The organism is Pseudomonas sp. AC252, assembly GCF_979258105.1.
On the sequence record NZ_OZ409837.1, the window covers coordinates 3649121 to 3675011 of the forward strand.

Below are 25891 nucleotides of genomic sequence, written 5' to 3' on the forward strand. Positions count from 1 at the left end.
TTGATTCTCGAGGTTGCGGTAATTGTTCTGTTCCTGTTCTGGGCCGGCACGCTGGCGATGTTCGTCTCGTACATCAAGGCGCAGCGAGTAATCGCTGCACAGCAGGCCCAGGGTGATGCGCTGCGTGATCAGCGCATCAAGGAGCTGGCCAAACGCGTCGACGACTACCAGAACGGCAACGTGCGCATGGGCGAAGCCCTGCACGAGTTGCGCGCGGTGGTGAGCCCGTTGCCGGACAAGATCGTTGCACTGGAACAACGCGACCCGTCTAGCCTGTCATTCGCCCAGGCGGCGAAACTGGTAGGCATGGGCGCCAGCGTCGATGAACTGACTCAGTCGTGCGGGTTGACCCAGGCTGAGGCGGAGTTGATGCGCAAGTTGCACAAGGGCAGCTAGAAGCTTCAAGCTTTCAGCGGCAAGCAAGATCAAAAGCGCTATTCGCGAGCAGGCTCGCTCCCACATTTGATCACGGTCGAATGTGGGAGCGAGCCTGCTCGCGAAGGCGTCTTTGAAACCTCAATAGTCATCCCCGCGTGCGGTGATGTCCTTCTCGACCATCGGCGCGTTCGGGTCCTGTCCCTCGGGGAATTTGCCCTTCAGATTCCACGCAAACGCGATGATCTCGGCGATGGTGCGGTAGAGCTCTTCGGGGATGCTGTCGCCCAGTTCCATCCGCGCCAGCAGGCGCACCAGTTCGGCGTTTTCGTAGATCGGCACTTCGTAATCGCGGGCGATGCGCAGGATTTCTTCGGCCAGTTCATCGTCGCCCTTGGCGGTGAGCGTCGGGGCGTGGTTGCCGTCGTATTTGAGGGCGATGGCCTGGCGTGGGGCAGTGGAATCGTTCATGCGGTTTCGTCGACCCAGCGGTGTTCGAGGCGGGTTTGGTTGCCTTGCGGCGGCGTGCCGTGGTGGCAGTCGAGGTCGCCGACGTTGAGCCCGGAATCGAGCAAACGCTGACGTAATGCGAACAGATTGTTTTCAATCAGATCAGCCGTGTACGGCCGCTCGGCCCACAGCTGGCTGGACAAGCTGCCGGCGATCAGTTGCGCCTGAATTTGCATGGGCCCGAGCGGTTCCAGATCGAAGGCCAGATCGACGCGCCACAGTTGCTGTTTGGCTTCGCGCTCATCGCGGCGTTCGTGCGGCTGCGGTTCGCGCTCCGGCGCTTCTTCACGCTGGAATTTGACCTGCAACGGCACGATGTCCTGCAGGTTGCGCATGGGGATTTCCAGCTGCCAGGTGCTGAGCAGGCGGCCATCGTCGGTGACGCCGGTCTGTTCCAGACTCGACAATTGATGGCTCTGCAGACGCGACACTGCGGCGGCGGCAAGGCGCAGCAGCTGTTCGAGATCGCCTTCGCCTTCAAGATTCGCCAGCAGCCGTTCAGGTAGCGGGAAGCTGCTCGGCACCGGTTTGGCACTGACCTGGCCGAGGGTGCCGAGGGCGTTCCGGACGAAACTCGGCAAGGCTTGTGCCAGCGTGTTGGCGGCGATGATCGCGTTGAAATTGGTGTTGCTCGGCAGTCCCGGCGTCAGTTGTGCGATCAGCTTGAGCAGGTCTGCCTTCATGTCCGGGGCGAGGCTCGGGTTTTGTCCGCCGAGCAATTTTGCCTCGAGGAACGCGCCGCTATTCGCCAAGGCCAGCGCCACGCCTTTGGCTGTGCTCATTTGCTGCACGTCCGGCAGGCTCGCGAGTAGCTTGTCGACTACTGCGCGCAGATCGGCCGAGGTCTGATCGGTGGCGGGCGGCAGGTTTTGCAGCACTTTCAGCAAGCCATCCAGCGAGCCCTGGCGACTTTGCTGGCCGAGCAATTGCTGACTGACCGCCAGTTGCTCCTGACGGCTGCTCAGCGGCACGAATCTGAGGGTTTGCGCGTCCTGCACCTGCGCCGACAACAAGGTGCCGATGCGCAGCGGTTGCGGGCTGTCGACGGTCAAGGTGCTGCCGCTCAAGGCGGTATTGAGCAGGGTGACCATCGAGCGAAATACCGCCGCTTGCCCCGGCGTCTGCGGCAGGGCTTGTGAGGTCACGACTTTGCCTTGCAGCAAGGTGCCGGCGGGCAACTGCGCGGTATCGATGCGGGTCAGGGTGGCGACGCTGCTGGCGATCGCTTGCTGCACGGTGATCGCCAGATTGCCGGCCGACGGTTGAGTGATCGCCAGGTTGGTGCCCTGTGCCAACGGCAGGTTGCTGCTGGCCTGCACGGTGGTCTGGCGGCCGCTGTCGAGGGTGACTTTCAACAGCAATTCAAAGGTCTGATCGGCCTGCTTGAGCGACAACACCTCGGCCTTGGCGCTTTGCCCTGCGCCGATCAAGCCCTCGACCGGCGTCAGCAGCTTGAGCAGCTCACCCATTTGCGGGCGAGCGCTCGCCGGCACGGTCGGAGGGAGCGGGAGGATGTTCATTTCGCCTGTCATACGCGGACACAACCTGAGGAAATTGCACTCTTGAGAGTAAGGCACGGCATGTATAATGCCGCGCGTCGTGCGCTTCGTTCAAAAAACCTGGCAATTGTTTGATCCAGCTCGTCAGATCGAGCGATCAAAGCATCTATGCTGCCTCTCTTTAACGGCCGTTCCAGAGCCGACTTGAACCGTATAAGGCCCGTGATCCCTTGACCAGTCCTGTCCTGCAAACCATTGCCCTGGCGTGTGAACGCGATCTGCGGCTGCTTTTCGAAAACCTCGAATTGCGCCTGGCCAGTGGCGACATGGTGCAGATCAGCGGCCCCAACGGCAGCGGCAAGACCAGTCTTTTACGTCTGCTCGCCGGTTTGATGCAACCCACCGATGGCCAGGTACTGCTCAATGGTCAACCACTGACCGAGCAACGCGGCGAATTGGCGCGCAATCTGTTGTGGATCGGCCACGCCGCCGGGATCAAGGATCTGCTCACCCCCGAAGAAAACCTGTCGTGGCTCTGCGCCCTGCATCGTCCCGCCGAACGCGAGGCGATCTGGCAGGCGCTGGCAGCGGTAGGATTGCGCGGTTTCGAAGACGTTCCCTGCCACAGCCTTTCCGCCGGCCAACAGCGCCGTGTGGCGCTAGCGCGCTTGTATCTCGACAGCCCGCCGTTGTGGATTCTCGACGAACCTTTCACCGCGCTGGACAAGCAGGGCGTTGCGCAACTGGAAGAGCATCTGGCCGGCCACTGCGAACGCGGCGGTCTGGTGGTGCTGACCACGCACCACACGCTGAGCCGCATGCCGGCCGGTTACCGCGATATCGACCTGGGGAAGTGGGCTGCATGAGTGTCTTCGGCCTGCTGCTTGCCCGTGAATCGCGACTGCTGTTTCGCCGCCCGGCGGAGCTGGCCAATCCGCTGATTTTCTTCGCCATCGTCATTGCCCTTTTCCCGCTGGCCGTCGGGCCGGAAACTCAAGTCTTGCAAAACCTGTCCCCGGGGTTAGTCTGGGTGGCGGCGTTGTTGTCGGTCCTGCTGTCGCTGGACGGATTGTTTCGCAGTGACTTTGAAGACGGCTCGCTGGAACAGTGGGTCCTTTCGTCGCACCCGCTGCCGCTTCTGGTCCTGGCCAAGGTGCTGGCACACTGGCTGTTCTCCGGTCTGGCACTGGTGCTGCTGTCGCCGTTGCTGGCGCTGATGCTCGGTTTGCCGGCTGCGTGTCTGCCGGTGCTGCTGCTGTCGTTGCTGCTGGGCACGCCAGTGTTGAGCCTGCTCGGTGCAGTCGGCGCGGCGCTGACGGTCGGTCTGAAGCGCGGCGGCCTGTTGCTGGCGCTGCTGATTCTGCCGTTGTACATCCCGGTGTTGATCCTTGGCAGTGGCGCGTTGCAAGCGGCGTTGCAGGGCATGCCGGCGACCGGATACCTGTTGTGGATGGCCAGCCTCACAGCGCTGGCGATCACCCTGACACCCTTTGCAATAGCCGCTGGCCTGAAGATCAGCGTCGGCGAATAATAATGAGGCCTGGTCAAAAATTGACCACTTCTATCAGAAGAAAGGCATGACCCTCTGCCAGCTCGCGATGATGAGCGGCAACCGTGATGGAAACAGTATGAACTGGACCTGGTTTCACAAGCTCGGCTCGCCCAAGTGGTTCTATGGCATCAGCGGCAAGTTCCTGCCGTGGTTGAGCATCGCAGCGTTGCTGCTGATCGGCATAGGTGTGGTCTGGGGCCTGGCGTTCGCGCCGCCGGATTACCAGCAAGGCAACAGCTTCCGCATCATCTACATTCATGTGCCGGCGGCGATGCTCGCCCAGTCAATCTACGTGATGCTCGCGGTGTGCGGCGTGGTCGGGCTGGTGTGGAAGATGAAACTCGCCGACGTGGCTCTGCAATGCGCCGCACCGATCGGTGCGTGGATGACCGCCGTGGCGCTGGTCACCGGGGCCATCTGGGGCAAACCGACCTGGGGCTCGTGGTGGGTTTGGGATGCACGCCTGACTTCGATGCTGATTCTGCTGTTTCTGTATTTCGGCGTGATCGCGCTGGGCAATGCCATCAGCAATCGTGACAGTGCCGCCAAGGCCTGCGCGGTGCTGGCCATTGTTGGCGTGATCAACATTCCGATCATCAAATACTCGGTGGAGTGGTGGAACACCCTGCACCAGGGCGCGACGTTCACACTTACGGAAAAACCGGCAATGCCGGCGGAGATGTGGCTGCCGCTGCTGCTGACAGTGCTGGGTTTCTACTGCTTTTTCGGCGCTGTGCTGTTGCTGCGCATGCGCCTTGAAGTGCTCAAGCGTGAAGCCCGCGCCAGTTGGGTGAAAGCCGAAGTGCAGCAGAATCTGGAGGCGGCGCGATGAGTTTTGCTTCATTCGGCGATTTTCTCGCCATGGGCCATCACGGCCTGTATGTCTGGTCGGCCTATGGCATCTGCCTGGCGGTGCTGGCCCTCAACGTGGTGGCGCCGATTGCGGCGCGCAAGCGTTATCTGCAACAAGAGGCGCGTCGTCTGCGCCGGGAGAACGGCCAGTGAATGCGCTGCGCAAAAAACGTCTGATCATCATTCTGGCGATTCTGGTCGGAGTGGGTGCTGCTGTCGGCCTGGCCCTGAGCGCGCTGCAGGAAAACATCAACCTGTTTTACACACCGACGCAGATCGCCAACGGCGAAGCGCCGCAGGACACACGCATCCGCGCCGGCGGCATGGTCGAGGCGGGTTCGCTGCAGCGCTCCAAGGACTCGCTGGACGTCAAATTCGTCGTCACCGATTTCAACAAATCCGTGACCATTGCCTATCGCGGCATCCTCCCGGATCTGTTCCGCGAAGGGCAGGGCATCGTCGCCCTCGGCAAGCTCAATGCCGATGGCGTGGTGGTCGCTGATGAAGTGCTGGCCAAGCACGACGAGAAGTACATGCCGCCGGAAGTGACCAAAGCGCTGAAGGACAGCGGTCAATCCGCACCGACGCCTGTGAAGGAGGGTTGATCGATGGCTGCCGCACTGTTTATTCCTGAGCTGGGCCATCTGGCGATGATCCTTGCGCTGTGTTTTGCACTGGTTCAAGCGGTGGTGCCGATGCTCGGCGCATGGCGCGGCGACCGCTTGTGGATGAGCCTGGCGCAGCCGGCGGCGTGGGGCCAGTTTGCTTTTCTGCTGTTTGCCTTTGGCTGCCTGACGTACGCGTTCATGACCGACGATTTCTCGGTCGGCTACGTGGCGATGAACTCCAACAGCGCGCTGCCGTGGTATTACAAATTCAGCGCGGTGTGGGGCGCCCACGAAGGCTCGCTGCTGCTGTGGGCGTTGATCCTCGGCGGCTGGACCTTCGCTGTGTCGGTGTTTTCGCGACAGTTGCCGCAAGTCATGCTCGCCCGCGTCCTGGCAGTGATGGGCATGATCAGCACCGGTTTCCTGCTGTTCCTGATTCTTACCTCGAACCCGTTCTCGCGGATCCTGCCGCAGATTCCCGCTGATGGTCGCGACCTCAACCCGTTGCTGCAGGACATCGGCCTGATCGTGCATCCACCGATGCTGTACATGGGTTACGTCGGTTTTTCTGTGGCGTTCGCATTTGCCATCGCCGCGCTGCTCGGTGGTCGTCTCGATGCGGCATGGGCGCGCTGGTCGCGGCCGTGGACCATCGTCGCCTGGGCGTTTCTCGGCATCGGCATCACCCTCGGTTCGTGGTGGGCGTATTACGAACTCGGCTGGGGCGGCTGGTGGTTCTGGGACCCGGTGGAAAACGCCTCGTTCATGCCATGGCTGGTCGGCACCGCGTTGATTCACTCGCTGGCGGTCACCGAAAAGCGTGGCGTGTTCAAGAGCTGGACGGTGTTGCTGGCGATCGCCGCGTTCTCGTTGAGCCTGCTCGGCACCTTCCTCGTACGTTCGGGCGTGCTGACTTCGGTGCACGCCTTCGCCTCGGATCCCGAGCGCGGCGTGTTCATTCTGATTTTCCTGCTGTTCGTGGTTGGCGGCTCGCTGACGCTGTTTGCGCTGCGTGCGCCGGTGGTGAAAAGTCAGGTCGGTTTCAATCTGTGGTCGCGTGAAACCTTGCTGCTGGGCAACAACCTGGTGCTGGTCGTCGCTGCATCGATGATCCTGCTTGGCACCTTGTATCCGCTGATTCTTGATGCCATCAGCGGCGCCAAACTATCTGTCGGCCCGCCGTACTTCAATGCGCTGTTCATCCCGTTGATGGCGTTGCTGATGCTGGTCATGGCGGTCGGCGTGATCGTGCGCTGGAAGGACACGCCAGTGAAATGGCTGGCGAGCATGCTCACTCCGGTGCTGCTTGGCAGCGTCGCATTGGCCGTGGTGGCCAGCGTGGCTTACGGCGATTTCAACTGGGCGGTGATCGCGACGTTCCTGCTGGCGGCATGGGTGTTGCTCGCTGGCGTGCGCGATCTGTTCGACAAGACTCGCCACAAAGGTCTGATCAAAGGTTTGCCGACGCTGACCCGCAGTTATTGGGGCATGCAGATCGCCCACCTCGGCATCGCCGTGTGCGCGCTGGGCGTGGTGTTGTCGAGCCAGAACAGTGCCGAACGCGACCTGCGTCTGGCACCGGGCGAGTCGATGGATCTGGCCGGTTATCAGTTCGTCTTCGAAGGCGCCAAGCATTTCGAGGGACCGAACTTTACCTCGGACAAAGGCACCATCCGCGTCATTCGTGACGGCAAGGAAATCAGCGTGCTGCACCCGGAAAAACGTCTGTACACCGTGCAGAACTCGGTGATGACTGAAGCCGGCATCGATGCCGGTTTCACCCGCGATCTCTACGTCGCCCTCGGCGAGCCGCTGGATAACGGCGCCTGGGCCGTGCGCGTACACGTCAAACCGTTTGTGCGCTGGATCTGGTTCGGCGGCTTGCTCACCGGATTGGGTGGTTTGCTGGCGGCGCTGGATCGGCGTTATCGGGTCAAGGTGAAAAGCAAAGTGCGCGAAGCGCTGGGCATGACGGGAGCGGCGGCATGAGGCGTTGGTTGATGTTGTTGCCGCTGGCGATATTTCTGCTGGTGGCGGTGTTTCTTTATCGAGGGCTGTATCTGGATCCGGCGGAGCTGCCGTCGGCGATGATCGACAAGCCGTTCCCGGAGTTTTCCTTGCCGAGTGTGCAGGGTGACAAGACGCTGACCAAGGCCGACATTCTCGGCAAACCGGCGCTGGTCAATGTCTGGGGCACCTGGTGCATCTCCTGCCGGGTCGAGCACCCGGTGCTGAACAAGCTCGCCGAGCGCGGCGTGGTGATCTATGGCATCAACTACAAGGACACCAACGCCGATGCCTTGAAGTGGCTGGCCGAGTTTCACAATCCGTATGCGCTGGATATTCGTGACGACGAGGGTTCGCTGGGCCTCAACCTCGGTGTCTACGGCGCGCCGGAAACCTTCTTCATCGACGCCAAAGGCATCATCCGCGACAAGTTCGTCGGGGTGATCGACGAGCAGGTCTGGCGCGAAAAACTCGCGGCCAAGTATCAGGCGCTGGTCGATGAGGCCAAGCCATGAAGCGTTTTCTCGCAGCAGTGGTGTTGGGCTTGAGCCTGGCCGGTGTCGCCCACGCGGCCATCGACACCTACGAATTTGCCAACGAGGGCGACCGCGAGCGTTTCCGCGAACTGACCAAGGAACTGCGTTGCCCCAAATGCCAGAACCAGGACATTGCCGACTCCAACGCGCCGATCGCCGCCGACCTGCGCAAGGAGATTTTCCGCATGCTCGGCGAGGGCAAGGACAATCAGCAGATCATCGACTTCATGGTCGATCGCTACGGTGATTTCGTCCGCTACAAACCGGCGCTCAATGCCAAAACCGCGCTGCTGTGGTTCGGCCCGGCCGGTCTGCTGCTCGGTGGTTTCGTGGTGATCGCGCTGATCGTGCGCAGGCGTCGCGGGCAACGCGCCGAAACGCCGTCATCGCTGTCTGCCGAAGAACGTCAGCGTCTCGACCAACTGTTGGATAAAAACCAAGAATGATTGATTTCTGGCTCGCCGCAGGGCTGTTGCTTCTGGTCGCCCTGAGTTTTCTGCTGATCCCGGTACTGCGCGAACGCCGCGCCCAGCGGGAAGAAGATCGCACCGCGTTGAACGTCGCGCTGTATCAGGAACGGGTGGCCGAGCTGCAAGCGCAGCAAGCCGAGGGCGTGCTCGACGCCGCGCAACTGGACAGCGGCCGCGCGGAAGCTGCGCGTGAACTGCTCGCCGACACCGAAGGCGCCGCCGCGCCGCGTGTCTCGCGTCTGGGTAAACCGTTGCCGCTGCTGGCCGCCGTGCTGGTACCGGTGCTGGGTCTCGGTCTGTACCTGCATTTCGGCGCCGCCGACAAGGTCGAACTGACCCGCGAATTCGCTCAGGCACCGCAGTCGATGGATGAGATGACCCAGCGTCTGGAACGTGCGGTCGCCGCACAGCCGGATTCCGCTGAAGGTCTGTATTTCCTCGGCCGTACCTACATGGCTCAGGACCGCCCGGCAGACGCGGCGAAGATGTTCGAACGCGCCGCCAACCTCGCTGGTCGCCAGCCGGAGCTGCTCGGCCAGTGGGCGCAGGCGCAGTATTTTGCTGACGGTAAAAAGTGGTCGGAGAAGATTCAGAAACTGACCGACGAAGCGCTGAAGGCTGATCCGAAAGAAGTCACCAGCCTCGGCCTGCTCGGCATCGCCGCGTTCGAAGGCGAGCGTTATCAGGAGGCCATCGACTACTGGAATCGCCTGCTCGCGCAACTGCCGCCGGATGACAACTCTCGCGGTGCGCTGCAAGGCGGCATCGAGCGTGCCGCCGAACGCCTGAAAGCCAGCGGCGGCAAAGTTGCCCGTGCAGCGGCGCCGAAAGCTGCGTTGCTGACAGTCAGCGTAGATCTGGCCAGCGAACTCAAAGGCAAGGTGCAGCCGGGCGACAGCGTGTTCATCTTCGCCCGCGCCACTTCAGGCCCACCGGCACCGCTGGCGGCCAAACGCCTGACCGTCGCCGACCTGCCGGTGACCGTCGAACTGGGCGATGCCGACGCAATGATGCCGCAGTTGAAACTGTCCAACTTCCCTGAAGTCCAACTGGTGGCGCGCATCTCACGGGCCGGTCAACCGACCTCCGGAGAGTGGATCGGTCGCAGTGGCCCACTGGCCAGCAGCACCACCGCGCCACAAAAACTGACCATCGACAGCCCGGACAAGTAACCGGACCCAACAGGAAAGCCCCGCCATGCACACCATCGCCCGCATCACAGTCCTCACACTGGCCCTGGGCTTGAGTGCATGTGCGGTACAACGCCCGGAACCGACCACCAGCCTGCCGCCGATCCCGCCGTCTCAGCCAAGCCCAACCCCATCGACCTCGCCAAGCCCCGGCAAGAGCATCCCGGCAAAACCCGCCAAGCCCGTGCCACGCACCTCGGCCAGCTTCGCCCCGCCACCGGGCGGCAACAGCCACTGGGACCAGAAACTCGGTGTCTACGTCCTCGACGACCAGACGAACACCTTCTACCGCCAGCGCACCTACTACCGCTGGAACAACGGCTGGAGCCGCTCGGTCAGCCCCAACGGCCCGTGGGAAGACACCAACATCCACGGCGTCCCGCCGGGGTTGGGGAAGAAGTTCGGGCAGTGATGAGAAACGGCGATCTTGGGATCGCCGTTTTTTTGCGTCTGATTTTCAGAGAATCGCACGATAGTTACCTAACGCCTTTACCGACTCGACCAATCCTTGCCGTTGGAGAAAGCCAAGATATTTGTCCACCTCCACATTGGGCGTTTTCAATTGCCGTCGCTGGCTTTGAGCCGCAGCGACGACGGCCATCAGGAAATCTCTTAAAGGGGCCGGATATAAAACGCATGCATCGTATACCGCAGTGAAAGAGGAATGCCTCACTCGTATCCTGTCCTTAGCGCCTGTGCCTGCTCCGCGAGAAGCATCATTGCCTGCTCGCTGGCGGTGTCTCGCCGGGTTTTATATTCCATCAGATCTGCAAAACGCACACGTCGGTGCTTGCCTGTTTTGTGGTAGGAAATCTCACCGCGCTCCAGCAGTTTGATCATGTGCGGACGTGAGACGTTGAGCAGATCGGCAGCTTCCTGCGTGGTCAGCTCCGCGTGGATCGGTACAACCTTCACAGCGTTGCCCTGCGCCAGCGCCGCGAGGATATCGCTCAGCAAGCGTAATGCCGATGTTGGCAGCTCCACGCTGTGGGCTTCGTTCTGTTCATCAAAAATCTGGATTCGCTGAGTTTCAAAAGCGGTTGTGAGGAAGGCGCTCAGGGCACGCTGGCCTTCAATCGCGGCTTTGACCTCACGTTCGACAGGCAGATTGATGGCAGATGGAGTAGCGGTGGTCATAAGACTGTTCCGGCATTGTAAGGAAGATCTGCGGACGTTATTCGAATCAAACGAAATTCGCAATAAACGAAACTGGTGCAGGAATACTCTGTAAAACAACCACCCATCACTCCGCCCCATTCTGTGCTTGAGTAAAGATAACTCTAGGGTTAATGGGCCAGGCCAAGGAGGCGGTTGGTGCAGAGCAGGCTATTGATGAAGGAGCTGGAGGAGGCGGGCTGGACGCTGGATCGGGTTGCCGGCAGTCATCACATCTTCACTCATCGTTACAACCCGAACACGATTGCCGTCCCGCATGCGAAAAAGGATTTACCCGTGGGGACAGTCAAAAGCATTCGGCGGCGCGCGGGGTTATTCAGCCCGCCAACCCGTCATGAAGGAGATCCGTAATGCAATATCCCATCTGCATCGAGTGGGGTGACGAGAACACTGCCATCGGCATTCAGATCCCCGATATTCCCGGCGCAGTCACTGCCGGGGACAGCTTTGAGGAGGCCTACAACGCGGCCGTGGAAGTGGCTCACCTTATGCTGCAGGAAATCGCGGCGGCCGGTCAGGCGATTCCGATGCCGACCTCGGCAGCGGCGCATCGCAATCATCCGGATTTTGCCGAGATGGGCTGGGGCATGCTGGAGCTGGATATCTCGCCGTACCTGGGCAAGACCGAAAAGGTCAACGTTACGCTGCCCGGCTATGTCATTCAGCGTATTGATCGCTATGTACGCGAGCACAACGTCAAAAGCCGCTCCTCGTTTCTGGCGGATGCGGCGATGGAGAAACTGGTTCGGTATTGAAGGTACGTCCAATTGCGGGAGCGAGCCTGCTCGCGAAGCTTTTGACGCCCTTAAGCCGTGGCCAATGAAGCGCGTCGTGAAACACTCAAAAACCGCACCAACGCCAACAACGGAAAGATGCTGCCGACAATCACGATCCACAACCAGCCGCCATGCTCGTACACCGCGCTGGCCACCGAGGAGCCGAAGGCGCCGCCGATGAAGATGCTGGTCATGTACAGCGCGTTCAAACGACCACGACTTTTCGCGTCCAGCGAATATACCGCGCGTTGGCCCAGGACCATGTTCATCTGCACGCAGAAGTCCAGCACCACGCCGGTCACGGCCAGGCCGATCACGCTGTAGGCCGGGTGGATGAAGGCGGGCAGGAAGCTCAGGCTGGCAAACAGCATGGCCAGCAGCGAGGCGATGCGTGTGTGACCGGCATCGGCGAGGCGGCCGCTGATCGGGGCGGCGATGGCACCGATGGCGCCCACCAGAGCGAAGATCGCGATTTCGCTTTGCGACAGGCCATGGTTGCGTGCCAGTTCCAGTGGCACGGCGGTCCAGAACAGGCTGAACGTGGCAAACATGCAACCCTGGTAAAACGCCCGCTGACGCAGCACCGGTTGCTGGCGCAGAAGTGTCCATAGCGAACCGATCAACTGGCCATAAGTTGCGCTGTGATCCGGCTGGCGCTTGGGCACGGTCAGCGCCAGCACCACACTGATTGCCGCCATCAACGCAGCGGCGATCATGAACATGGCGCGCCAGCCGAGGTGATCAGCGACTACGCTCGACACCGGTCGCGCTAGCAGAATACCCAGCAGCAAACCGCCCATAATGCCGCCCACCACCCGACCACGGGACTCTTCCGGCGCCAGATGCGCGGCCAGCGGAATCAGGATCTGCACCGACACCGAGCTGAAGCCGACCAGCAACGAGATCAGCAGAAATACGTTCGGTTGCTCGGTAAACGCTGCGCCCAGGAGACTGGCAATCGCCACGACCGTGGTGATGATCATCAGCCGCCGGTTTTCCAGCAGATCCCCCAGCGGCACCAGAAAGAACAGGCCCAACGCATAGCCGATCTGCGTCAGCGAAACGATGAAACTGGCCATGGTGTCGGAGAGGCCGATGTCCGGCGCGATCAGGCCAATAATCGGTTGTGCGTAGTAGATGTTGGCAACGATGGCGCCGCAGCAGAACGCGAACAGCAAGACCATGCCTCGGGTCATTGCGTGAGGAGTGGTGGTCATAGGGAATCTCGGGTCGGGCACAGGAAAGGGCTGAGGCTAATGGACAATGTGGACTGGCAGAAGACGTTTTCGGATGATAACTGTTATTACGCAGTGTAATGACCGGTATTCCCGTGCAACAAAAAGGCGACCTTGGTGAGTCGCCCTTTGATTTTTCAAATCAAGCCTTACTGCCCGCTATAAATCTGATCGAACACCCCACCATCATTGAAGTGGGTTTTCTGCACCGTGCGCCAGTCACCAAACGTCTTCTCCACCGAGAGGAAGTCGACTTTCGGGAAACGGTCGGTGTACTTCGCCAGCACCGTCGGGTCACGCGGGCGCAGGTAGTTGGCGGCTGCGATTTCCTGGCCTTCCGGCGACCACAGGTACTTCAGATATTCATCAGCCGCAGCACGCGAGCCTTTTTTGTCGACGACTTTATCGACCACCGAAACCGGTGGCTCGGCTTCGGCGGAGACGCTTGGGTAGATGACTTCGAACTGATCGCGACCGAACTCGCGAGCGATCATTTCCGCTTCGTTTTCAAAGGTCACCAGCACGTCGCCGATCTGGTTGGTCATGAACGTGGTGGTAGCGGCGCGGCCACCGGTATCGAGTACCGGCGCCTGCTTGAACAGCTTGCCGACGAAGTCCTTGGCCTTGTTCTCGTCACCACCGTTTTTCAGCACATAGCCCCAGGCTGACAGGTAGGTGTAGCGGCCGTTACCCGAGGTTTTCGGGTTCGGCACAATCACCTGTACGCCGTCCTTGAGCAAGTCCGGCCAGTCTTTCAGCGCTTTCGGGTTGCCCTTGCGGACGATGAACACCGTCGCCGAGGTAAACGGCGCGCTGTTGTTCGGCAGGCGCGTGACCCAATTGTCGGGGACCAGTTTGCCGTTGTCGGCAAGGGCGTTGATGTCGGTGGCCATGTTCATGGTAATAACGTCAGCCGGCAGGCCGTCGATCACCGAGCGCGCCTGCTTGCTCGAGCCGCCGAAGGACATCTGCACGGTGATGTTTTCCTTGTGCTCGGCCTGCCAGTGCTTCTGGAACGCAGTGTTGTAGTCCTTGTAGAAATCGCGCATCACGTCGTAGGAAACGTTAAGCAGCGTTGGTGCCGCCTGAGCGATGTTGGCCAAGGCCAGGCCGGCGGCGAGAAGTGAGGCGCCAAAGAGTTTTTTCACTGCGCATTCCTTGTTCTGTGGGGGTTGTATCAAATGAGGCCATTTGCCAGCGACTATAACGGGCCTCGCATAGTCGCTTAAAGATTAAAAAGCTCTGTGCTTATTCCACTTTCTTGAACAGCTGACTGCCGCAGCGCGAACAGAACGCTGCGCTCTGTTCATGGTTCTTTTTCTGGCAGCCCGGGCAGTCATGTTGCAGCTGTTCGCCGCGCATGGCGTTGGCCAGCTCTGCGGTAAAGATCCCCGTGGGCACGGCGATGATCGAGTAACCGGTGATCATCACCAGCGAGGAAATCACCTGGCCCAGCGGCGTCTTCGGCACGATGTCGCCGAAGCCCACAGTGGTCAAGGTCACGATTGCCCAATAAATGCCCTTGGGGATACTGGTGAAGCCATGCTCCGGGCCTTCGATCACGTACATCAGCGTGCCGAACACCGTCACCAGGGTGCACACGCTGACCAGAAACACGACGATTTTCTGCTTGCTGCCACGCAGCGCCGACATCAGATAGTTGGCTTGCTTGAGATACGGGCTGAGCTTGAGCACGCGGAAAATCCGCAGCATCCGAATGATGCGGATGATCAGCAGATACTGCGCATCGCTGTAATACAGCGCGAGGATGCCCGGCACGATCGCCAGCAGATCCACCAGCCCGTAGAAGCTGAAGGCATAGCGCAACGGCTTGGGCGAGCAGTACAGACGCAGGATGTATTCGCCGAGGAAGATCGCCGTGAAGCCCCACTCGATATAGGCCAGAACGTCGGCGTAATTGCGGTGAATGCTGTCGATACTGTCGAGCATCACGATCACCAGACTGGCGAGGATGATCAACAGCAGGATGCCGTCGAAGCGACGCCCGGCCGGGGTGTCGCTCTGGAAAATCATGACGTAAAGCCGTTCGCGCCAATTGTTGCTGCTGTCCATGGATAACGCCTGAATCGAAGATCAGCGCAGCCTAGGGTGATTCTCCTCGTGAGCGCAAGGCTCATGCGCCAGCGACGCTTTGCCAAGCATCTGAATGCCGACGCGGATCAGCCAGCAGGCGAGGATGAACGGTGCGGTGAGCGTCGCCAATCCAAGGGCAGCAAACAGCGGTGTCACCAGCAGCGCCAGGACAATGGCGAGCAGCGGCAGCCACGGATTTTGTCGCTGAGCGCTGAAGGCGAGGGCGGCGAGTACGGCGTTGTAGCCACCGAGCCCGAGCAGCGCGGCGGACGTTTCGTGGTGCAGCAGACTCGAGCCCAGGCCGATCACCGACGCCAGCAGCGCCCAGCAGAACGCGCGGCGATCGGCGAGCAGCAAACCGCTGGCGATCAACGCTCCGGCCAATGGATGGTCGAGGAACATCACCTGGCCGAATCCGCGCAGTTCAGCGGCCAGCAGATTTGTCGTGTTCAGGTCGACCGATGCCACCGGCGCGGACGGTTCGGCGAACATCAGCATCACCCAGCTGAGCGCCACGAACGGCGAGGTATACGCCGGTATGGCGCGGCTGCGGTACACGTGTTTGAGCCATTGCTGCGTGAGCATTGCGCTCAAGCCGCCCGCCGCAAGAATCAGCGGCGGCAGCAGTGGCGACCAAGGGAAATACAGGCTCAGCAGCAGGCCGAGCAGCACGCCGTTGTAGCTGAACAACCCGGCCTGGCGATCGGCCTTGGCGTAGTTGCGCCGCTGCGCGGTGAGCAGACCGGCGACGCCACCGAGCAGCGCCCCGGCGAACAGCACCGGCGCCGTCAGCAGGATCGCCAACAGACACAGCAGGCCGCACAGCGGATGGCGCTGGAAGAAAATCTGACTGAAACCGTTGAGCAAAGCCTCGGCCCAGTCGGGGCAGTGGGTGTTGAAGTGATTGGCAGGCATGTTGAGAAAATCTGGGCAGTTGGAACATCAAAAGGTCTTGCAAGTGGCTGTGGCGAGGGGATTTATCCCCGTTGGGCTGCGAAGCGGCCCCCCATCGGAGAATGCGGTTTCTCTGTGGAAACCGTCACTCCCTTAAAAGCGACGACTGCTGCGCAGCCGAACGGTGCGGTGCGACGTTTCGCTAAATCCCCTCGCCACAAGGTTATGCACCCACTTTTAGGGTGGGTTAAATCAACGTCTCAATGCGCAGCGAATTGGTCGACCCCGGCTGCCCGAACGGCACGCCAGCGGTGATCAGCAGCGTGTCGCCACGCTCGGCCATGCCTTGCGCCTGAGCAATCTCCAGTGCGGTCGAGCAGACTTCATCGACCTGCCGCAGGCGATCGTTGACCACCGAATGAATGCCCCACGCCACGCTCAAACGCCGCGCGGTTTGCAAGTTCGGCGTCAGATTGAGGATCGGTGCTTTCGGCCGTTCCCGCGATGCGCGCAACGTCGAGGCGCCGGACTCGCTGTAATTGACCAGCACCGCCACCGGCAGCACGTTGCTGATCCGGCGGATCGCGCAGCTGATCGCATCGGAAACCGTCGCCTCGGCTTTCGGCCGGCTGACGTCGAGCTGGGTCTGATAATCCGGGCCGTTTTCAACCTGACGGATGATCTTGCTCATCATCTGCACGGCTTCCAGCGGGTATTCGCCGGATGCGGTTTCCGCCGAGAGCATCACCGCATCGGCGCCTTCGGCCACGGCGTTGGCGACGTCGGTCACTTCGGCGCGGGTCGGGGCAGGGGAGAAGCGCATCGACTCGAGCATCTGCGTCGCCACCACCACCGGTTTGCCCAGCGCACGGCAAGTGGTGATGATGTTTTTCTGAATCTGCGGCACGCTTTCCGCCGGCACTTCAACACCAAGGTCACCGCGAGCGACCATGATCGCGTCGCTCAACTCAGCAATCTCACGCAATTGCTCGACGGCCGAAGGCTTCTCGATTTTCGCCATCAAGAAGGCTTTGTCGCCGATCAATGCGCGGGCCTCGATGATGTCCTGCGGACGCTGCACGAACGACAGCGCGACCCAGTCCACGCCCAGCTCCAGACCGAAGCTTAGGTCGCGGCGATCCTTGGCCGTCAACGGGCTCAAGTCGAGTACCGCTTGCGGCACATTCACGCCTTTGCGATCGGACAGTTCGCCTCCGTTGAGCACGGTGGTGTCGATCGCATCGGCGTACTTGGTGACCACGCGCAGGCGCAGCTTGCCGTCGTCGAGCAGCAGGTCCATGCCGGCTTCCAGCGCGGCAATGATCTCCGGATGCGGCAGGTTGACCCGGCGCTCATCGCCCGCTGTCGCATCGAGATCGAGGCGGAACGCCTGACCGCGATGCAATTGCACCTTGCCGTCAGCGAACTTGCCAACGCGCAGTTTCGGCCCCTGCAGATCCATCAGAATGCCCAGCGGGTAGTTGAGCTGGCGTTCGACTTCGCGGATCCACTGATATCGCTTGGCGTGGTCGGCGTGATCGCCGTGGCTGAAGTTCAGCCGGAAGATGTTGACCCCGGCCTCGACCAGCTCGCGGATGTCGTCGATACCGTCGACCGCAGGGCCGAGGGTGGCGAGGATTTTGACCTTTTTATCAGGCGTCATGATTTGCAGTTCTCAAGGATCAGAATGGCGCGGAAGTCGTTGACGTTGGTGCGGGTCGGCTCGGTGACGATCAGTGCATCGAGCGCCTGGAAGTAGCCGTAGCCGTTGTTGTTATCCAGCTCGTCGCTGGCGCTCAGACCCAGTGCGGCGGCGCGGGCGTAGCTGTCCGGGGTCATGATTGCGCCGGCGTTGTCTTCCGAGCCGTCGATGCCATCGGTGTCGCCGGCCAGCGCGTAGACGCCGGGCTGGCCCTTGAGGCTATCGGTCAGGCTGAGGAGGAATTCAGCGTTACGCCCACCACGGCCATTGCCGCGCACGGTGACCGTGGTTTCACCGCCGGAGAGAATCACGCACGGCGCCGCCAATGGCTGGCCGTGATTGATGATCTGTCGGGCGATGCCGGCGTGGACCTTCGCCACTTCACGGGACTCGCCTTCGAGGTCGCCGAGGATCAGGGTGCTGAAACCGGCCTGACGGCATTTCACCGCAGCCGCGTCCAGCGATTGCTGCGGGCGGGCGATCAACTGGAAATGACTGCGCGCCAGACTCGGATCGCCGGGTTTGACGGTTTCCGATTCCGGACTTTGCAGCCAGGTGCGCACGGAGGCGGGAATGTCGATGCCGTAGCGCTTGATGATCGCCAGCGCCTCGGCCGAAGTGCTCGGGTCGGCCACGGTCGGGCCGGAGGCAATGACGGTGGCGAGGTCGCCCGGTACATCGGAAATCGCGTAGGTGTAGACCGTCGCCGGCCAGCAGGCCTTGCCGAGGCGGCCGCCCTTGATCGCCGAGAGGTGCTTGCGCACGCAGTTCATCTCGCCGATGGTCGCGCCGGATTTCAGCAGCGCTTTGTTGATCGACTGCTTGTCGGCGAGGGTGATGCCTTCAGCCGGCAGGGCGAGCAGGGCAGAGCCGCCGCCGGAGAGCATGAAGATCACGCGGTCGTTTTCAGTCAGATTGCTGACCAACTCCAGTACGCGTTTGGCCACGGCCAGACCGGCCGCATCCGGCACCGGGTGTGCGGCTTCGACCACTTCGATTTTTTCGCACGGAGCGCCGTGGCCGTAGCGGGTCACCACCAGGCCGGTGACTTCACCCTCCCAGCAGCGCTCGACCACCTGCGCCATGGCGGCAGCGGCTTTGCCGGCACCGATGACGATCACCCGCCCCGTGCGATCGGCAGGCAAATGGGCTTCGAGGACTTGGTTCGGATGGGCCGCGTCGATGGCTGTGGCAAACAGCTCGCGCAGCAGTTGTTGCGGATCGACCGACATGGCGGGCTCCCGGAATTCTTGTTATTCGAAAGGGCGGTAGAGATCCCTGTGGGAGCGAGCTTGCTCGCGAAAGCGATGGATCAGTCAATATCCATGTCGACTGATACTCCTTCTTCGCGAGCAAGCTCGCTCCCACAGGTTTAAGCGGTGGGGCAGTGACTTATTTGTTGTCGCGAATCGAGAAATTGGCCATGTGCTCAAGGCCCTTGATCAGCGCCGAGTGGTCCCAGTTGCTGCCACCGATGGCTGCGCAGGTGCTGAACACTTGCTGGGCATTGGCGGTGTTCGGCAGGTTGATGTTCAGTTCCTTGGCGCCTTGCAGGGCCAGGTTCAGGTCCTTTTGGTGCAGGCTGATGCGGAAGCCCGGGTCGAAGGTGCCTTTGATCATGCGCTCGCCGTGCACTTCGAGGATCTTCGAAGAAGCGAAACCGCCCATGAGCGCTTCACGCACCTTGGCCGGGTCGGCACCGTTTTTCGAGGCGAACAGCAGGGCTTCGGCTACGGCCTGGATGTTCAGCGCGACGATGATCTGGTTCGCCACTTTGGCGGTCTGGCCGTCGCCATTGCCGCCGACAAGTGTGATGTTCTTGCCCATGGCCTGGAACAGCGGCAGGGCGCGTTCGAAGGCATCGGCGTCGCCACCGACCATGATGCTCAGGGTCGCGGCCTTGGCGCCGACTTCACCGCCGGACACTGGCGCGTCGAGGTACTGCGCGCCTTTCTCGTTGATCTTGGCGGCGAAGGCTTTGGTCGCGGTCGGCGAAATCGAGCTCATGTCGATGACCACTTTGCCTTTGCCGATACCGGCGGCAACCCCGTCGGCGCGGAACAGCACGTCGTCGACCTGCGGGGTATCCGGAACCATGACGATGATGAATTCGGCTTCCTGCGCCACTTCACGCGGATTTGCCAGGGCGACGGCGCCAGCGGCGACCAGATCGGCCGGGGCCGCGTCGTGGTGTTGCGACAGGAACAGGCTGTGACCGGCTTTCTGCAGGTTCGCCGCCATTGGGTGGCCCATGATGCCGGTGCCGATGAATCCGATTTTAGCCATGAGAAAATCCTCTTGTTTTTGTCGTGCCCCCAACCCATGGCTGGTGAGCTTTTGTGGCGAGGGGATTTATCCCCGTTGGGCAGCGCAGCTGCCCCAGATTTTTGCAATGCGTGGTCAATCAGATTGCGTTGTGTGATTTCAACCAACCCAGGCCCGCTTCGGTGGTGGTCAGCGGTTTGTACTCGCAACCAACCCAACCCTGATAACCGATGCGATCAAGGTGTTCGAACAGGAAGCGGTAGTTGATCTCGCCAGTGCCCGGCTCGTTGCGCCCCGGGTTGTCCGCGAGCTGTACATGGTTGATCTCGCCCAAGTGCGATTGCAGGGTGCGGGCCAGATCGCCTTCCATGATTTGCATGTGATAGATGTCGTATTGCAGGAACAGATTGGCGCTGCCGACCTGTTCACGAATCGACAGGGCTTGCGCCGTGTTGTTCAGGTAAAAACCGGGAATGTCGCGGGTGTTGATCGCTTCCATCACCAGTTTGATGCCCACTGCTTGCAGCTTGTCGGCGGCATATTTGAGGTTGGCGACGAAGGTCTTTTCCACGGTGGCATCGTCGACGCCTTGCGGGCGGATACCGGCCAGGCAGTTGACCTGAGTGTTGCCCAGCACTTGCGCGTAAGCGATCGCCAGATCGACCCCGGCGCGGAACTCTTCGACCCGATCCGGCAGGCAGGCGATACCGCGCTCGCCCTTGGCCCAGTCACCGGCCGGCAGGTTGAACAGCACTTGGGTCAGCCCGTTGGCCTCGAGTTTTGCCTTGATTTCAGCCGAGCTGAAATCGTACGGGAACAGGTATTCCACGCCACTGAAACCGGCCTTGGCGGCGGCGTCGAAACGGGCGAGGAAATCCTGTTCGGTGAACAGCATGGACAGGTTGGCTGCGAAACGCGGCATGGTGGTCTCCCGTAAATCTTGTGAGGTCCCCTGTGGGAGCGAGCTGTGGCGAGGGGATTTATCCCCGTTCGGCTGCGAAGCAGTCGTAAACCATTGTATGCGGTGTACCTGATACGCCGCGGTTTCAGGTTTTGAGGCCGCTTCGCGCCCTAACGGGGATAAATCCCCTCACCACACAAGCTCGCTCCCACAGGGAGAGCAGTCAGCAATTAATCGAGCATCGAAATCGCCGTCGGCGCGTCATTGCCGACCAGTGCCAGGTCTTCGAACTCATTGACCGCGTTGATCTCGGTACCCATGGAGATGTTGGTCACACGCTCCAGAATGATCTCGACGATCACCGGCACCTTGAACTCTTCGATCATCTGTTCGGCCTTGCGCAGGGCAGGGGCGATTTCCGACGGTTCGAACACACGCAGCGCTTTACAGCCGAGGCCTTCGGCGACTGCGATGTGGTCAACCCCGTAACCGTTGAGTTCCGGCGCATTGAGGTTATCGAAGGACAGCTGCACGCAGTAGTCCATTTCGAACCCGCGCTGGGCCTGACGGATCAGGCCCAGGTACGAGTTGTTCACCACGACGTGGATGTACGGCAGTTTGAACTGAGCGCCGACCGCCAGTTCTTCGATCATGAACTGGAAATCATAGTCCCCCGACAGGGCCACGACTTTGCGGTTCGGATCGGCCTTCACCACGCCCAGCGCTGCCGGAATGGTCCAGCCCAACGGGCCGGCCTGGCCACAGTTGATCCAGTGACGCGGCTTGTAGACGTGCAGGAACTGCGCGCCGGCAATCTGCGACAGACCAATGGTGCTGACGTAGCAGGTGTCCTTGCCGAACACCTGGTTCATTTCTTCGTAAACGCGCTGCGGCTTGACCGGCACGTTGTCGAAGTGGGTCTTGCGATGCAGGCTGGCCTTGCGCTGCTGACAATCCTGCAGCCAGGCGCTGCGGTTCTTCAGCTTGCCGGCGGCTTGCCATTCACGGGCCACTTCGATGAACACGGTCAGCGCAGCAGCGGCGTCGGAAACGATGCCCAGATCCGGGGTGAACACGCGGCCGATCTGCGTGCCTTCGATGTCGACGTGAATGAACTTGCGACCTTCGGTGTACACGTCAACCGAACCGGTGTGACGGTTGGCCCAACGGTTACCAATGCCCAGCACCACGTCGGATTTGAGCATCGTCGCGTTGCCGTAACGGTGCGAAGTCTGCAGGCCGACCATGCCGACCATCAGCGGGTGATCGTCAGGGATGGTGCCCCAGCCCATCAGGGTCGGGATGACCGGGATGCCGGTCAGCTCGGCGAACTCCACCAGCAGATCACTGGCATCGGCGTTGATGATGCCACCACCGGCGACCAGCAATGGACGCTCGGCCTGATCCAGCAGGGCCAGAGCCTTCTCGACCTGCACGCGGGTCGCGGTCGGTTTGGCCAGTGGCAGCGGTTGGTAAGCGTCGATGTCGAATTCGATCTCGGCCATCTGCACGTCGAACGGCAGGTCGATCAGCACCGGGCCTGGGCGACCGGAGCGCATTTCATAAAAGGCTTTCTGGAACGCGTAAGGCACCTGGCCCGGCTCCAGAACGGTGGTCGCCCACTTGGTCACTGGCTTGACGATGCTGGTGATGTCGACAGCCTGGAAGTCTTCCTTGTGCATACGGGCGCGGGGTGCCTGGCCGGTGATGCAGAGGATTGGAATCGAGTCGGCTGAGGCGCTGTAGAGCCCGGTGACCATGTCGGTACCAGCCGGGCCGGACGTGCCGATGCACACGCCGATGTTGCCGGCCTTGGTGCGGGTGTAGCCCTCGGCCATGTGCGAGGCGCCTTCAACGTGGCGAGCAAGGACGTGATCGATGCCACCGACCTTCTGCAAGGCGGAGTACAGCGGGTTGATCGCTGCGCCCGGGATGCCAAAAGCGGTATCAACCCCTTCGCGGCGCATCACCAGAACGGCGGCTTCGATTGCTCTCATTTTGCTCATGGTTTTGTGCCTCTTTACGTTTTGTAATTGTATACAAGTGGCTTTGCGCAGAGTGTATTCACGGCGGACGGCGCAGGTCAATCCATTTTCTCAAGCGCCTGTTTCATTCGTCGGAAGCCCGAAGTGCTGTGGCTTTTCGTCGCATGTGGCGCTTTTCGAGAATTATTGTATACAAAAAAATAACTCATTGTGTTCTATTTGTGGCATCGGCCTGCGGCACAAACGCGCAGTCCCACGACTTTCTCTATAACAAAATGAGGACGGCACCATGAGCGCTTTAACCTTGAAAGTCGCAGTCAACCTGGTCAGCGAAGCCATCAACGCAGGACGCGGCATCAACGCCGCACCGCTGACCATCGCGGTACTCGATACCGGCGGCCACCTGATCGCCCTGCAACGTGAAGACGGCGCCAGCCTGCTGCGCCCCGACATTGCCATTGGCAAAGCCTGGGGCGCCATCGCCCTGGGTAAGGGTTCGCGCCTGCTAGCCCAGGACGCCCAACAACGCCCGGCGTTTTTTCTTCGTTGAACAGCATGGGGCAGGGCAGCGTTGTGCCGGCACCGGGTGGTGTGCTGATTCGCAATCAGGCGGGCGAAGTGCTCGGCGCGATCGGGATCAGTGGGGATTTGTCGGACGTGGATGAGCAGGTGGCAATTAAAGCGGTGGAGGCGCTGGATTTGAGGGCGGATGGTGGGGTGGTTTCCTGATCTCTGGTGCTTGATCGATAGTCATCGCTGGCAAGCCAGCTCCCACAAGTTTTTGCGTTGAGCAATTATGAACGCACGACACAAATCCCTGTGGGAGCTGGCTTGCCAGCGATGGCGGTCTGGCTGACACATCAAGAAAAAAGACTGCCGCGATGTAGTTGGCTTTGAGGTCTAGCCTTCCATCTGAACACATCATGAAAGGGGCAATGGATTGCCTGATTTTCCTGCTTCACATCGCTTGCGTATCGGCCGCTATGCATAGCCGAATCGAATTTATCTTCTCACCACCAACACACTTGATCGCGAGCCGGTATTTGCTGATTTCGCTTTGGGCAGACTGGTCGTTGCGCAATTTCGTCGTGCACATGACCTGGGGTTGGCGAAATCATTGGCATGGGTTGTCATGCCTGACCATTTTCATTGGCTCGTTGAGCTTGAAAATTGCTCACTTAGCAAGTTGATGCGAGAGACCAAATCACTGAGTACGCGGGAGGTTAACCGTTCGACAGGTCGAACCGGGCCGCTCTGGCAGTACGGTTTTCATGATCGGGCGCTGAGGAGGGAAGAAAATCTGGAGAAAATGGCGCGTTATGTTGTGGCCAACCCATTGCGGGCGGGCCTGGTAGATACAATTGCCGACTATCCGTTGTGGGACACCATTTGGATTAGAAATGAAACCGAGTTGCCGCCATCGCTGGCAAGCCAGCTCCCACAGGATTCCATGTTGTTTATTGATTCCGAATCCAACCCATAAATCTGTGGGAGCTGGCTTGCCAGCGATAGTCGCGCCTCGGTGTATCAATCCGGCTCACACCCCTTCAACACCAACCGAATGATCGTCTGCGCCGCCGCTTCATAATCGGCTTCATCGAGTTTGTCTTTCCCGGTGACTGCAGAAATCTGCCAGTCGAAGTCGGCGTAGGTCTGGGTCGCGGCCCAGATGCTGAACATCAGGTGGTTGGGGTCGATCGGGGCGATCTGGCCGCGGTCGATCCAGCTCTGGATGCAGGCGATGTTGTGTTTGGCCTGGGCGTTGAGCTGTTCGACCAGATCAGCGCTCAGGTGCGGGGCGCCGTGCATGATTTCACTGGCGAACACTTTGGAGGCGTAGGGCAGGTCGCGGGAGATGCGGATTTTGGAGCGGATGTAGCCGCTCAGCACCTCGCTCGGCACGCCGTCCGGGTTGAACGGGGTCGAGGCCTGCAGAATCGGCTCGATGATGCTTTCCAGCACCTCGCGGTAGAGGTTTTCCTTGGATTTGAAGTAGTAATAGACGTTGGGCTTGGGCAATCCCGCCTTGGCGGCGATGTCGCTGGTTTTGGTCGCCGCGAAGCCCTTGTCGGCAAACTCTTCGCTGGCGGCGCGCAGGATCAGTTCTTTGTTACGCTCGCGGATTGTGCTCATAAACCCGGTGGTTCCTTGCCTGTTCTGGCGGTGGCGCATGGTAGCACCGGCCTTGAGCGGCGCTCAACAATGCAGCCTGTGGCCGGCGGTCGCGTTATGCTTGGCAACATTCATACACAGAAGGAAACAGGATTCATGGCAGGAAGCAGTTTGCTGGTGCTGGTCGACGACATTGCCACCGTGCTGGATGACGTGGCGTTGATGAGCAAAATGGCCGCGAAGAAGACCGCCGGGGTACTCGGTGACGATCTGGCGCTCAATGCCCAGCAGGTTTCGGGCGTGCGCGCCGAGCGGGAAATTCCCGTGGTCTGGGCGGTGGCCAAGGGCTCGTTCGTCAACAAGCTGATCCTCGTGCCGTCGGCGCTGGCGATCAGCGCCTTCGTGCCATGGCTGGTGACGCCGTTGTTGATGGTCGGTGGTGCGTACCTGTGTTTCGAGGGTTTCGAGAAGCTCGCGCACAAGTTTTTGCACAGCAAAGAGGAAGATGAGGCCGGGCATGCGCAGCTGACCGAAGCCGTCGCCGACCCGGCCACCGATCTGGTGGCTTACGAAAAGGACAAGATCAAAGGCGCGATCCGTACCGACTTCATTCTCTCGGCAGAAATCATCGCCATCACCCTCGGCACCGTGGCAGATGCCTCGCTGACCCAGCAGGTGATCGTCATGTCCGGCATCGCCATTGTCATGACCGTAGGCGTGTACGGTTTGGTGGCGGGCATCGTCAAACTCGACGATCTGGGCCTGTGGCTGACGCAGAAACCCGGGCAGATGGCGAAAAAGATCGGCGGCGGCATTCTCAGCGCCGCGCCGTACATGATGAAAACCCTATCGGTGGTCGGCACGGCGGCGATGTTCCTGGTTGGCGGCGGCATCCTGACCCATGGCGTGCCGGTGCTGCATCACTGGATCGAAGGTGTCGGTGCGGCAGCAGGGAGCGCCGGGTTCGCCGTGCCGATGTTGCTCAATGGTGTTGCGGGGATTATTGCCGGGGCTGTGGTGTTGGCCGTGGTGACTGCCGTGGGCAAGCTCTGGCACGCAATCAAAGGCTGAACATGAAACCCACATTCTGATTTGTGTTGAGCCACAAAAAAGGGCCATTCGACTTGCATCGAATGGCCCTTTTTGTACCCG

The 25891-nt window shown here is 60.7% G+C and carries 28 protein-coding genes and 3 pseudogenes; 16 read left to right on the forward strand and 15 right to left on the reverse strand.

Annotated features, from left to right (window positions below):
- Positions 1 to 396 (forward strand): DUF2802 domain-containing protein, encoded by a 396-nt coding sequence (locus ACZZZ4_RS16645; RefSeq protein WP_016771049.1) that lies wholly within the window; start codon positions 1 to 3, stop codon positions 394 to 396.
- 120 nt (positions 397 to 516) lie between these two features.
- On the opposite strand, the gene ACZZZ4_RS16650 is transcribed toward ACZZZ4_RS16645, so the two are convergent.
- Together ACZZZ4_RS16650 and fliK are read right to left on the reverse strand one after the other, a co-directional pair.
- The gene (locus ACZZZ4_RS16650; RefSeq protein WP_039763610.1) at positions 517 to 846 is read right to left on the reverse strand and encodes an EscU/YscU/HrcU family type III secretion system export apparatus switch protein; all 330 of its coding nucleotides are present in this window, start codon (positions 844 to 846) and stop codon (positions 517 to 519) included.
- Positions 843 to 2417: a flagellar hook-length control protein FliK gene (gene fliK / locus ACZZZ4_RS16655; RefSeq protein WP_463548252.1), complete on the reverse strand. Its 1575-nt coding sequence runs from the start codon at positions 2415 to 2417 to the stop codon at positions 843 to 845. The genes ACZZZ4_RS16650 and fliK overlap by 4 nt, the downstream gene beginning before the upstream one ends.
- Positions 2418 to 2614: 197 nt before the next feature.
- Here fliK and ccmA point away from each other — a divergent pair, with 197 nt between their 5' ends.
- The 10 genes from ccmA to ACZZZ4_RS16705 all read left to right on the forward strand — a co-directional run bounded on the left by ccmA (position 2615) and on the right by ACZZZ4_RS16705 (position 10011).
- A complete protein-coding gene (ccmA, locus tag ACZZZ4_RS16660) occupies positions 2615 to 3250 on the forward strand; it encodes a cytochrome c biogenesis heme-transporting ATPase CcmA (RefSeq protein ID WP_463548253.1) in 636 nt (211 codons plus the stop codon).
- Positions 3247 to 3915, forward strand: a complete 669-nt coding sequence (gene ccmB, locus ACZZZ4_RS16665; RefSeq protein ID WP_039763615.1) for a heme exporter protein CcmB — start codon at positions 3247 to 3249, stop codon at positions 3913 to 3915. Before ccmA ends, ccmB begins: the two co-directional genes overlap by 4 nt.
- Positions 3916 to 4012: 97 nt before the next feature.
- The gene (locus tag ACZZZ4_RS16670; RefSeq protein WP_129999047.1) at positions 4013 to 4768 is read left to right on the forward strand and encodes a heme ABC transporter permease; all 756 of its coding nucleotides are present in this window, start codon (positions 4013 to 4015) and stop codon (positions 4766 to 4768) included.
- The gene (ccmD, locus tag ACZZZ4_RS16675; RefSeq protein WP_039763617.1) at positions 4765 to 4941 is read left to right on the forward strand and encodes a heme exporter protein CcmD; all 177 of its coding nucleotides are present in this window, start codon (positions 4765 to 4767) and stop codon (positions 4939 to 4941) included. The genes ACZZZ4_RS16670 and ccmD overlap by 4 nt, the downstream gene beginning before the upstream one ends.
- On the forward strand, positions 4938 to 5393 hold the full coding sequence (gene ccmE / locus ACZZZ4_RS16680) for a cytochrome c maturation protein CcmE (protein WP_016771044.1): 456 nt from the start codon (positions 4938 to 4940) through the stop codon (positions 5391 to 5393). The genes ccmD and ccmE overlap by 4 nt, the downstream gene beginning before the upstream one ends.
- Before the next feature lie 3 nt (positions 5394 to 5396).
- A complete protein-coding gene (locus ACZZZ4_RS16685; RefSeq protein WP_463548254.1) occupies positions 5397 to 7385 on the forward strand; it encodes a heme lyase CcmF/NrfE family subunit in 1989 nt (662 codons plus the stop codon).
- On the forward strand, positions 7382 to 7918 hold the full coding sequence (locus tag ACZZZ4_RS16690) for a DsbE family thiol:disulfide interchange protein (RefSeq protein WP_024012128.1): 537 nt from the start codon (positions 7382 to 7384) through the stop codon (positions 7916 to 7918). The genes ACZZZ4_RS16685 and ACZZZ4_RS16690 overlap by 4 nt, the downstream gene beginning before the upstream one ends.
- Positions 7915 to 8385, forward strand: coding sequence for a cytochrome c-type biogenesis protein (locus ACZZZ4_RS16695; RefSeq protein ID WP_122747440.1), 471 nt, complete (start codon positions 7915 to 7917; stop codon positions 8383 to 8385). Before ACZZZ4_RS16690 ends, ACZZZ4_RS16695 begins: the two co-directional genes overlap by 4 nt.
- The gene (gene ccmI, locus ACZZZ4_RS16700) at positions 8382 to 9581 is read left to right on the forward strand and encodes a c-type cytochrome biogenesis protein CcmI (RefSeq protein WP_463548255.1); all 1200 of its coding nucleotides are present in this window, start codon (positions 8382 to 8384) and stop codon (positions 9579 to 9581) included. Before ACZZZ4_RS16695 ends, ccmI begins: the two co-directional genes overlap by 4 nt.
- A 25-nt stretch (positions 9582 to 9606) precedes the next feature.
- A complete protein-coding gene (locus ACZZZ4_RS16705) occupies positions 9607 to 10011 on the forward strand; it encodes a hypothetical protein (protein ID WP_016771039.1) in 405 nt (134 codons plus the stop codon).
- Between the two features lie 45 nt (positions 10012 to 10056).
- Here the strand turns inward: ACZZZ4_RS16705 and ACZZZ4_RS16710 are convergent, their stop codons facing one another.
- The 3 genes and pseudogenes from ACZZZ4_RS16710 to ACZZZ4_RS16720 all read right to left on the reverse strand — a co-directional run bounded on the left by ACZZZ4_RS16710 (position 10057) and on the right by ACZZZ4_RS16720 (position 10736).
- Complete coding sequence (locus ACZZZ4_RS16710; RefSeq protein ID WP_310407198.1) at positions 10057 to 10200, reverse strand: hypothetical protein; 144 nt, start codon at positions 10198 to 10200, stop codon at positions 10057 to 10059.
- Positions 10198 to 10272, reverse strand: a pseudogene (locus ACZZZ4_RS16715) (PIN domain-containing protein); the annotation flags it as partial. The pseudogene ACZZZ4_RS16715 and the gene ACZZZ4_RS16710, both read right to left, overlap by 3 nt.
- Positions 10269 to 10736 carry a helix-turn-helix domain-containing protein gene (locus ACZZZ4_RS16720; protein ID WP_463548256.1) on the reverse strand — a complete coding sequence of 156 codons (468 nt, stop codon included), beginning with the start codon at positions 10734 to 10736 and terminating at the stop codon, positions 10269 to 10271. The pseudogene ACZZZ4_RS16715 and the gene ACZZZ4_RS16720, both read right to left, overlap by 4 nt.
- Positions 10737 to 10913: 177 nt before the next feature.
- Here ACZZZ4_RS16720 and ACZZZ4_RS16725 point away from each other — a divergent pair, with 177 nt between their 5' ends.
- Both ACZZZ4_RS16725 and ACZZZ4_RS16730 read left to right on the forward strand, forming a co-directional pair.
- A complete protein-coding gene (locus ACZZZ4_RS16725; RefSeq protein WP_463548257.1) occupies positions 10914 to 11126 on the forward strand; it encodes a type II toxin-antitoxin system HicA family toxin in 213 nt (70 codons plus the stop codon).
- Positions 11126 to 11530 (forward strand): type II toxin-antitoxin system HicB family antitoxin, encoded by a 405-nt coding sequence (locus ACZZZ4_RS16730; RefSeq protein WP_016771035.1) that lies wholly within the window; start codon positions 11126 to 11128, stop codon positions 11528 to 11530. Before ACZZZ4_RS16725 ends, ACZZZ4_RS16730 begins: the two co-directional genes overlap by 1 nt.
- Positions 11531 to 11580: 50 nt before the next feature.
- Here the strand turns inward: ACZZZ4_RS16730 and ACZZZ4_RS16735 are convergent, their stop codons facing one another.
- The 9 genes from ACZZZ4_RS16735 to gcl form a co-directional block, all read right to left on the reverse strand.
- Complete coding sequence (locus tag ACZZZ4_RS16735) at positions 11581 to 12768, reverse strand: MFS transporter (protein WP_463548258.1); 1188 nt, start codon at positions 12766 to 12768, stop codon at positions 11581 to 11583.
- Positions 12769 to 12935: 167 nt separating this feature from the next.
- Complete coding sequence (locus ACZZZ4_RS16740; RefSeq protein WP_039763623.1) at positions 12936 to 13934, reverse strand: sulfate ABC transporter substrate-binding protein; 999 nt, start codon at positions 13932 to 13934, stop codon at positions 12936 to 12938.
- A gap of 100 nt (positions 13935 to 14034) precedes the next feature.
- Entirely contained in the window at positions 14035 to 14859 is an 825-nt protein-coding gene (locus ACZZZ4_RS16745; protein ID WP_039763624.1) for an ion transporter, read from the reverse strand.
- Between the two features lie 21 nt (positions 14860 to 14880).
- Complete coding sequence (locus ACZZZ4_RS16750) at positions 14881 to 15795, reverse strand: urea transporter (protein ID WP_463548259.1); 915 nt, start codon at positions 15793 to 15795, stop codon at positions 14881 to 14883.
- 226 nt (positions 15796 to 16021) lie between these two features.
- Positions 16022 to 17437: a pyruvate kinase gene (pyk, locus tag ACZZZ4_RS16755; RefSeq protein ID WP_463548260.1), complete on the reverse strand. Its 1416-nt coding sequence runs from the start codon at positions 17435 to 17437 to the stop codon at positions 16022 to 16024.
- Positions 17434 to 18708 carry a glycerate kinase type-2 family protein gene (locus ACZZZ4_RS16760; RefSeq protein WP_463548261.1) on the reverse strand — a complete coding sequence of 425 codons (1275 nt, stop codon included), beginning with the start codon at positions 18706 to 18708 and terminating at the stop codon, positions 17434 to 17436. Before ACZZZ4_RS16760 ends, pyk begins: the two co-directional genes overlap by 4 nt.
- Before the next feature lie 160 nt (positions 18709 to 18868).
- A complete protein-coding gene (locus ACZZZ4_RS16765) occupies positions 18869 to 19762 on the reverse strand; it encodes a 2-hydroxy-3-oxopropionate reductase (protein ID WP_016771028.1) in 894 nt (297 codons plus the stop codon).
- Between the two features lie 118 nt (positions 19763 to 19880).
- On the reverse strand, positions 19881 to 20663 hold the full coding sequence (hyi, locus tag ACZZZ4_RS16770; RefSeq protein WP_056783872.1) for a hydroxypyruvate isomerase: 783 nt from the start codon (positions 20661 to 20663) through the stop codon (positions 19881 to 19883).
- Between the two features lie 209 nt (positions 20664 to 20872).
- On the reverse strand, positions 20873 to 22648 hold the full coding sequence (gene gcl / locus ACZZZ4_RS16775; RefSeq protein WP_016771026.1) for a glyoxylate carboligase: 1776 nt from the start codon (positions 22646 to 22648) through the stop codon (positions 20873 to 20875).
- Between the two features lie 268 nt (positions 22649 to 22916).
- Here gcl and ACZZZ4_RS16780 point away from each other — a divergent pair.
- Both ACZZZ4_RS16780 and ACZZZ4_RS16785 read left to right on the forward strand, forming a co-directional pair.
- Positions 22917 to 23356 (forward strand): annotated as a pseudogene (locus ACZZZ4_RS16780) (GlcG/HbpS family heme-binding protein).
- Positions 23357 to 23627: 271 nt separating this feature from the next.
- A pseudogene (locus tag ACZZZ4_RS16785) lies at positions 23628 to 24023 on the forward strand (REP-associated tyrosine transposase); the annotation flags it as partial.
- Positions 24024 to 24154: 131 nt separating this feature from the next.
- Here ACZZZ4_RS16785 and ACZZZ4_RS16790 read toward each other — a convergent pair.
- On the reverse strand, positions 24155 to 24760 hold the full coding sequence (locus ACZZZ4_RS16790; protein WP_042607576.1) for a TetR/AcrR family transcriptional regulator: 606 nt from the start codon (positions 24758 to 24760) through the stop codon (positions 24155 to 24157).
- 135 nt (positions 24761 to 24895) lie between these two features.
- Between ACZZZ4_RS16790 and ACZZZ4_RS16795 the strand changes: the two genes are divergently transcribed.
- Positions 24896 to 25810 carry a DUF808 domain-containing protein gene (locus tag ACZZZ4_RS16795; RefSeq protein ID WP_415763298.1) on the forward strand — a complete coding sequence of 305 codons (915 nt, stop codon included), beginning with the start codon at positions 24896 to 24898 and terminating at the stop codon, positions 25808 to 25810.
- Positions 25811 to 25891 lie beyond the last annotated feature (81 nt).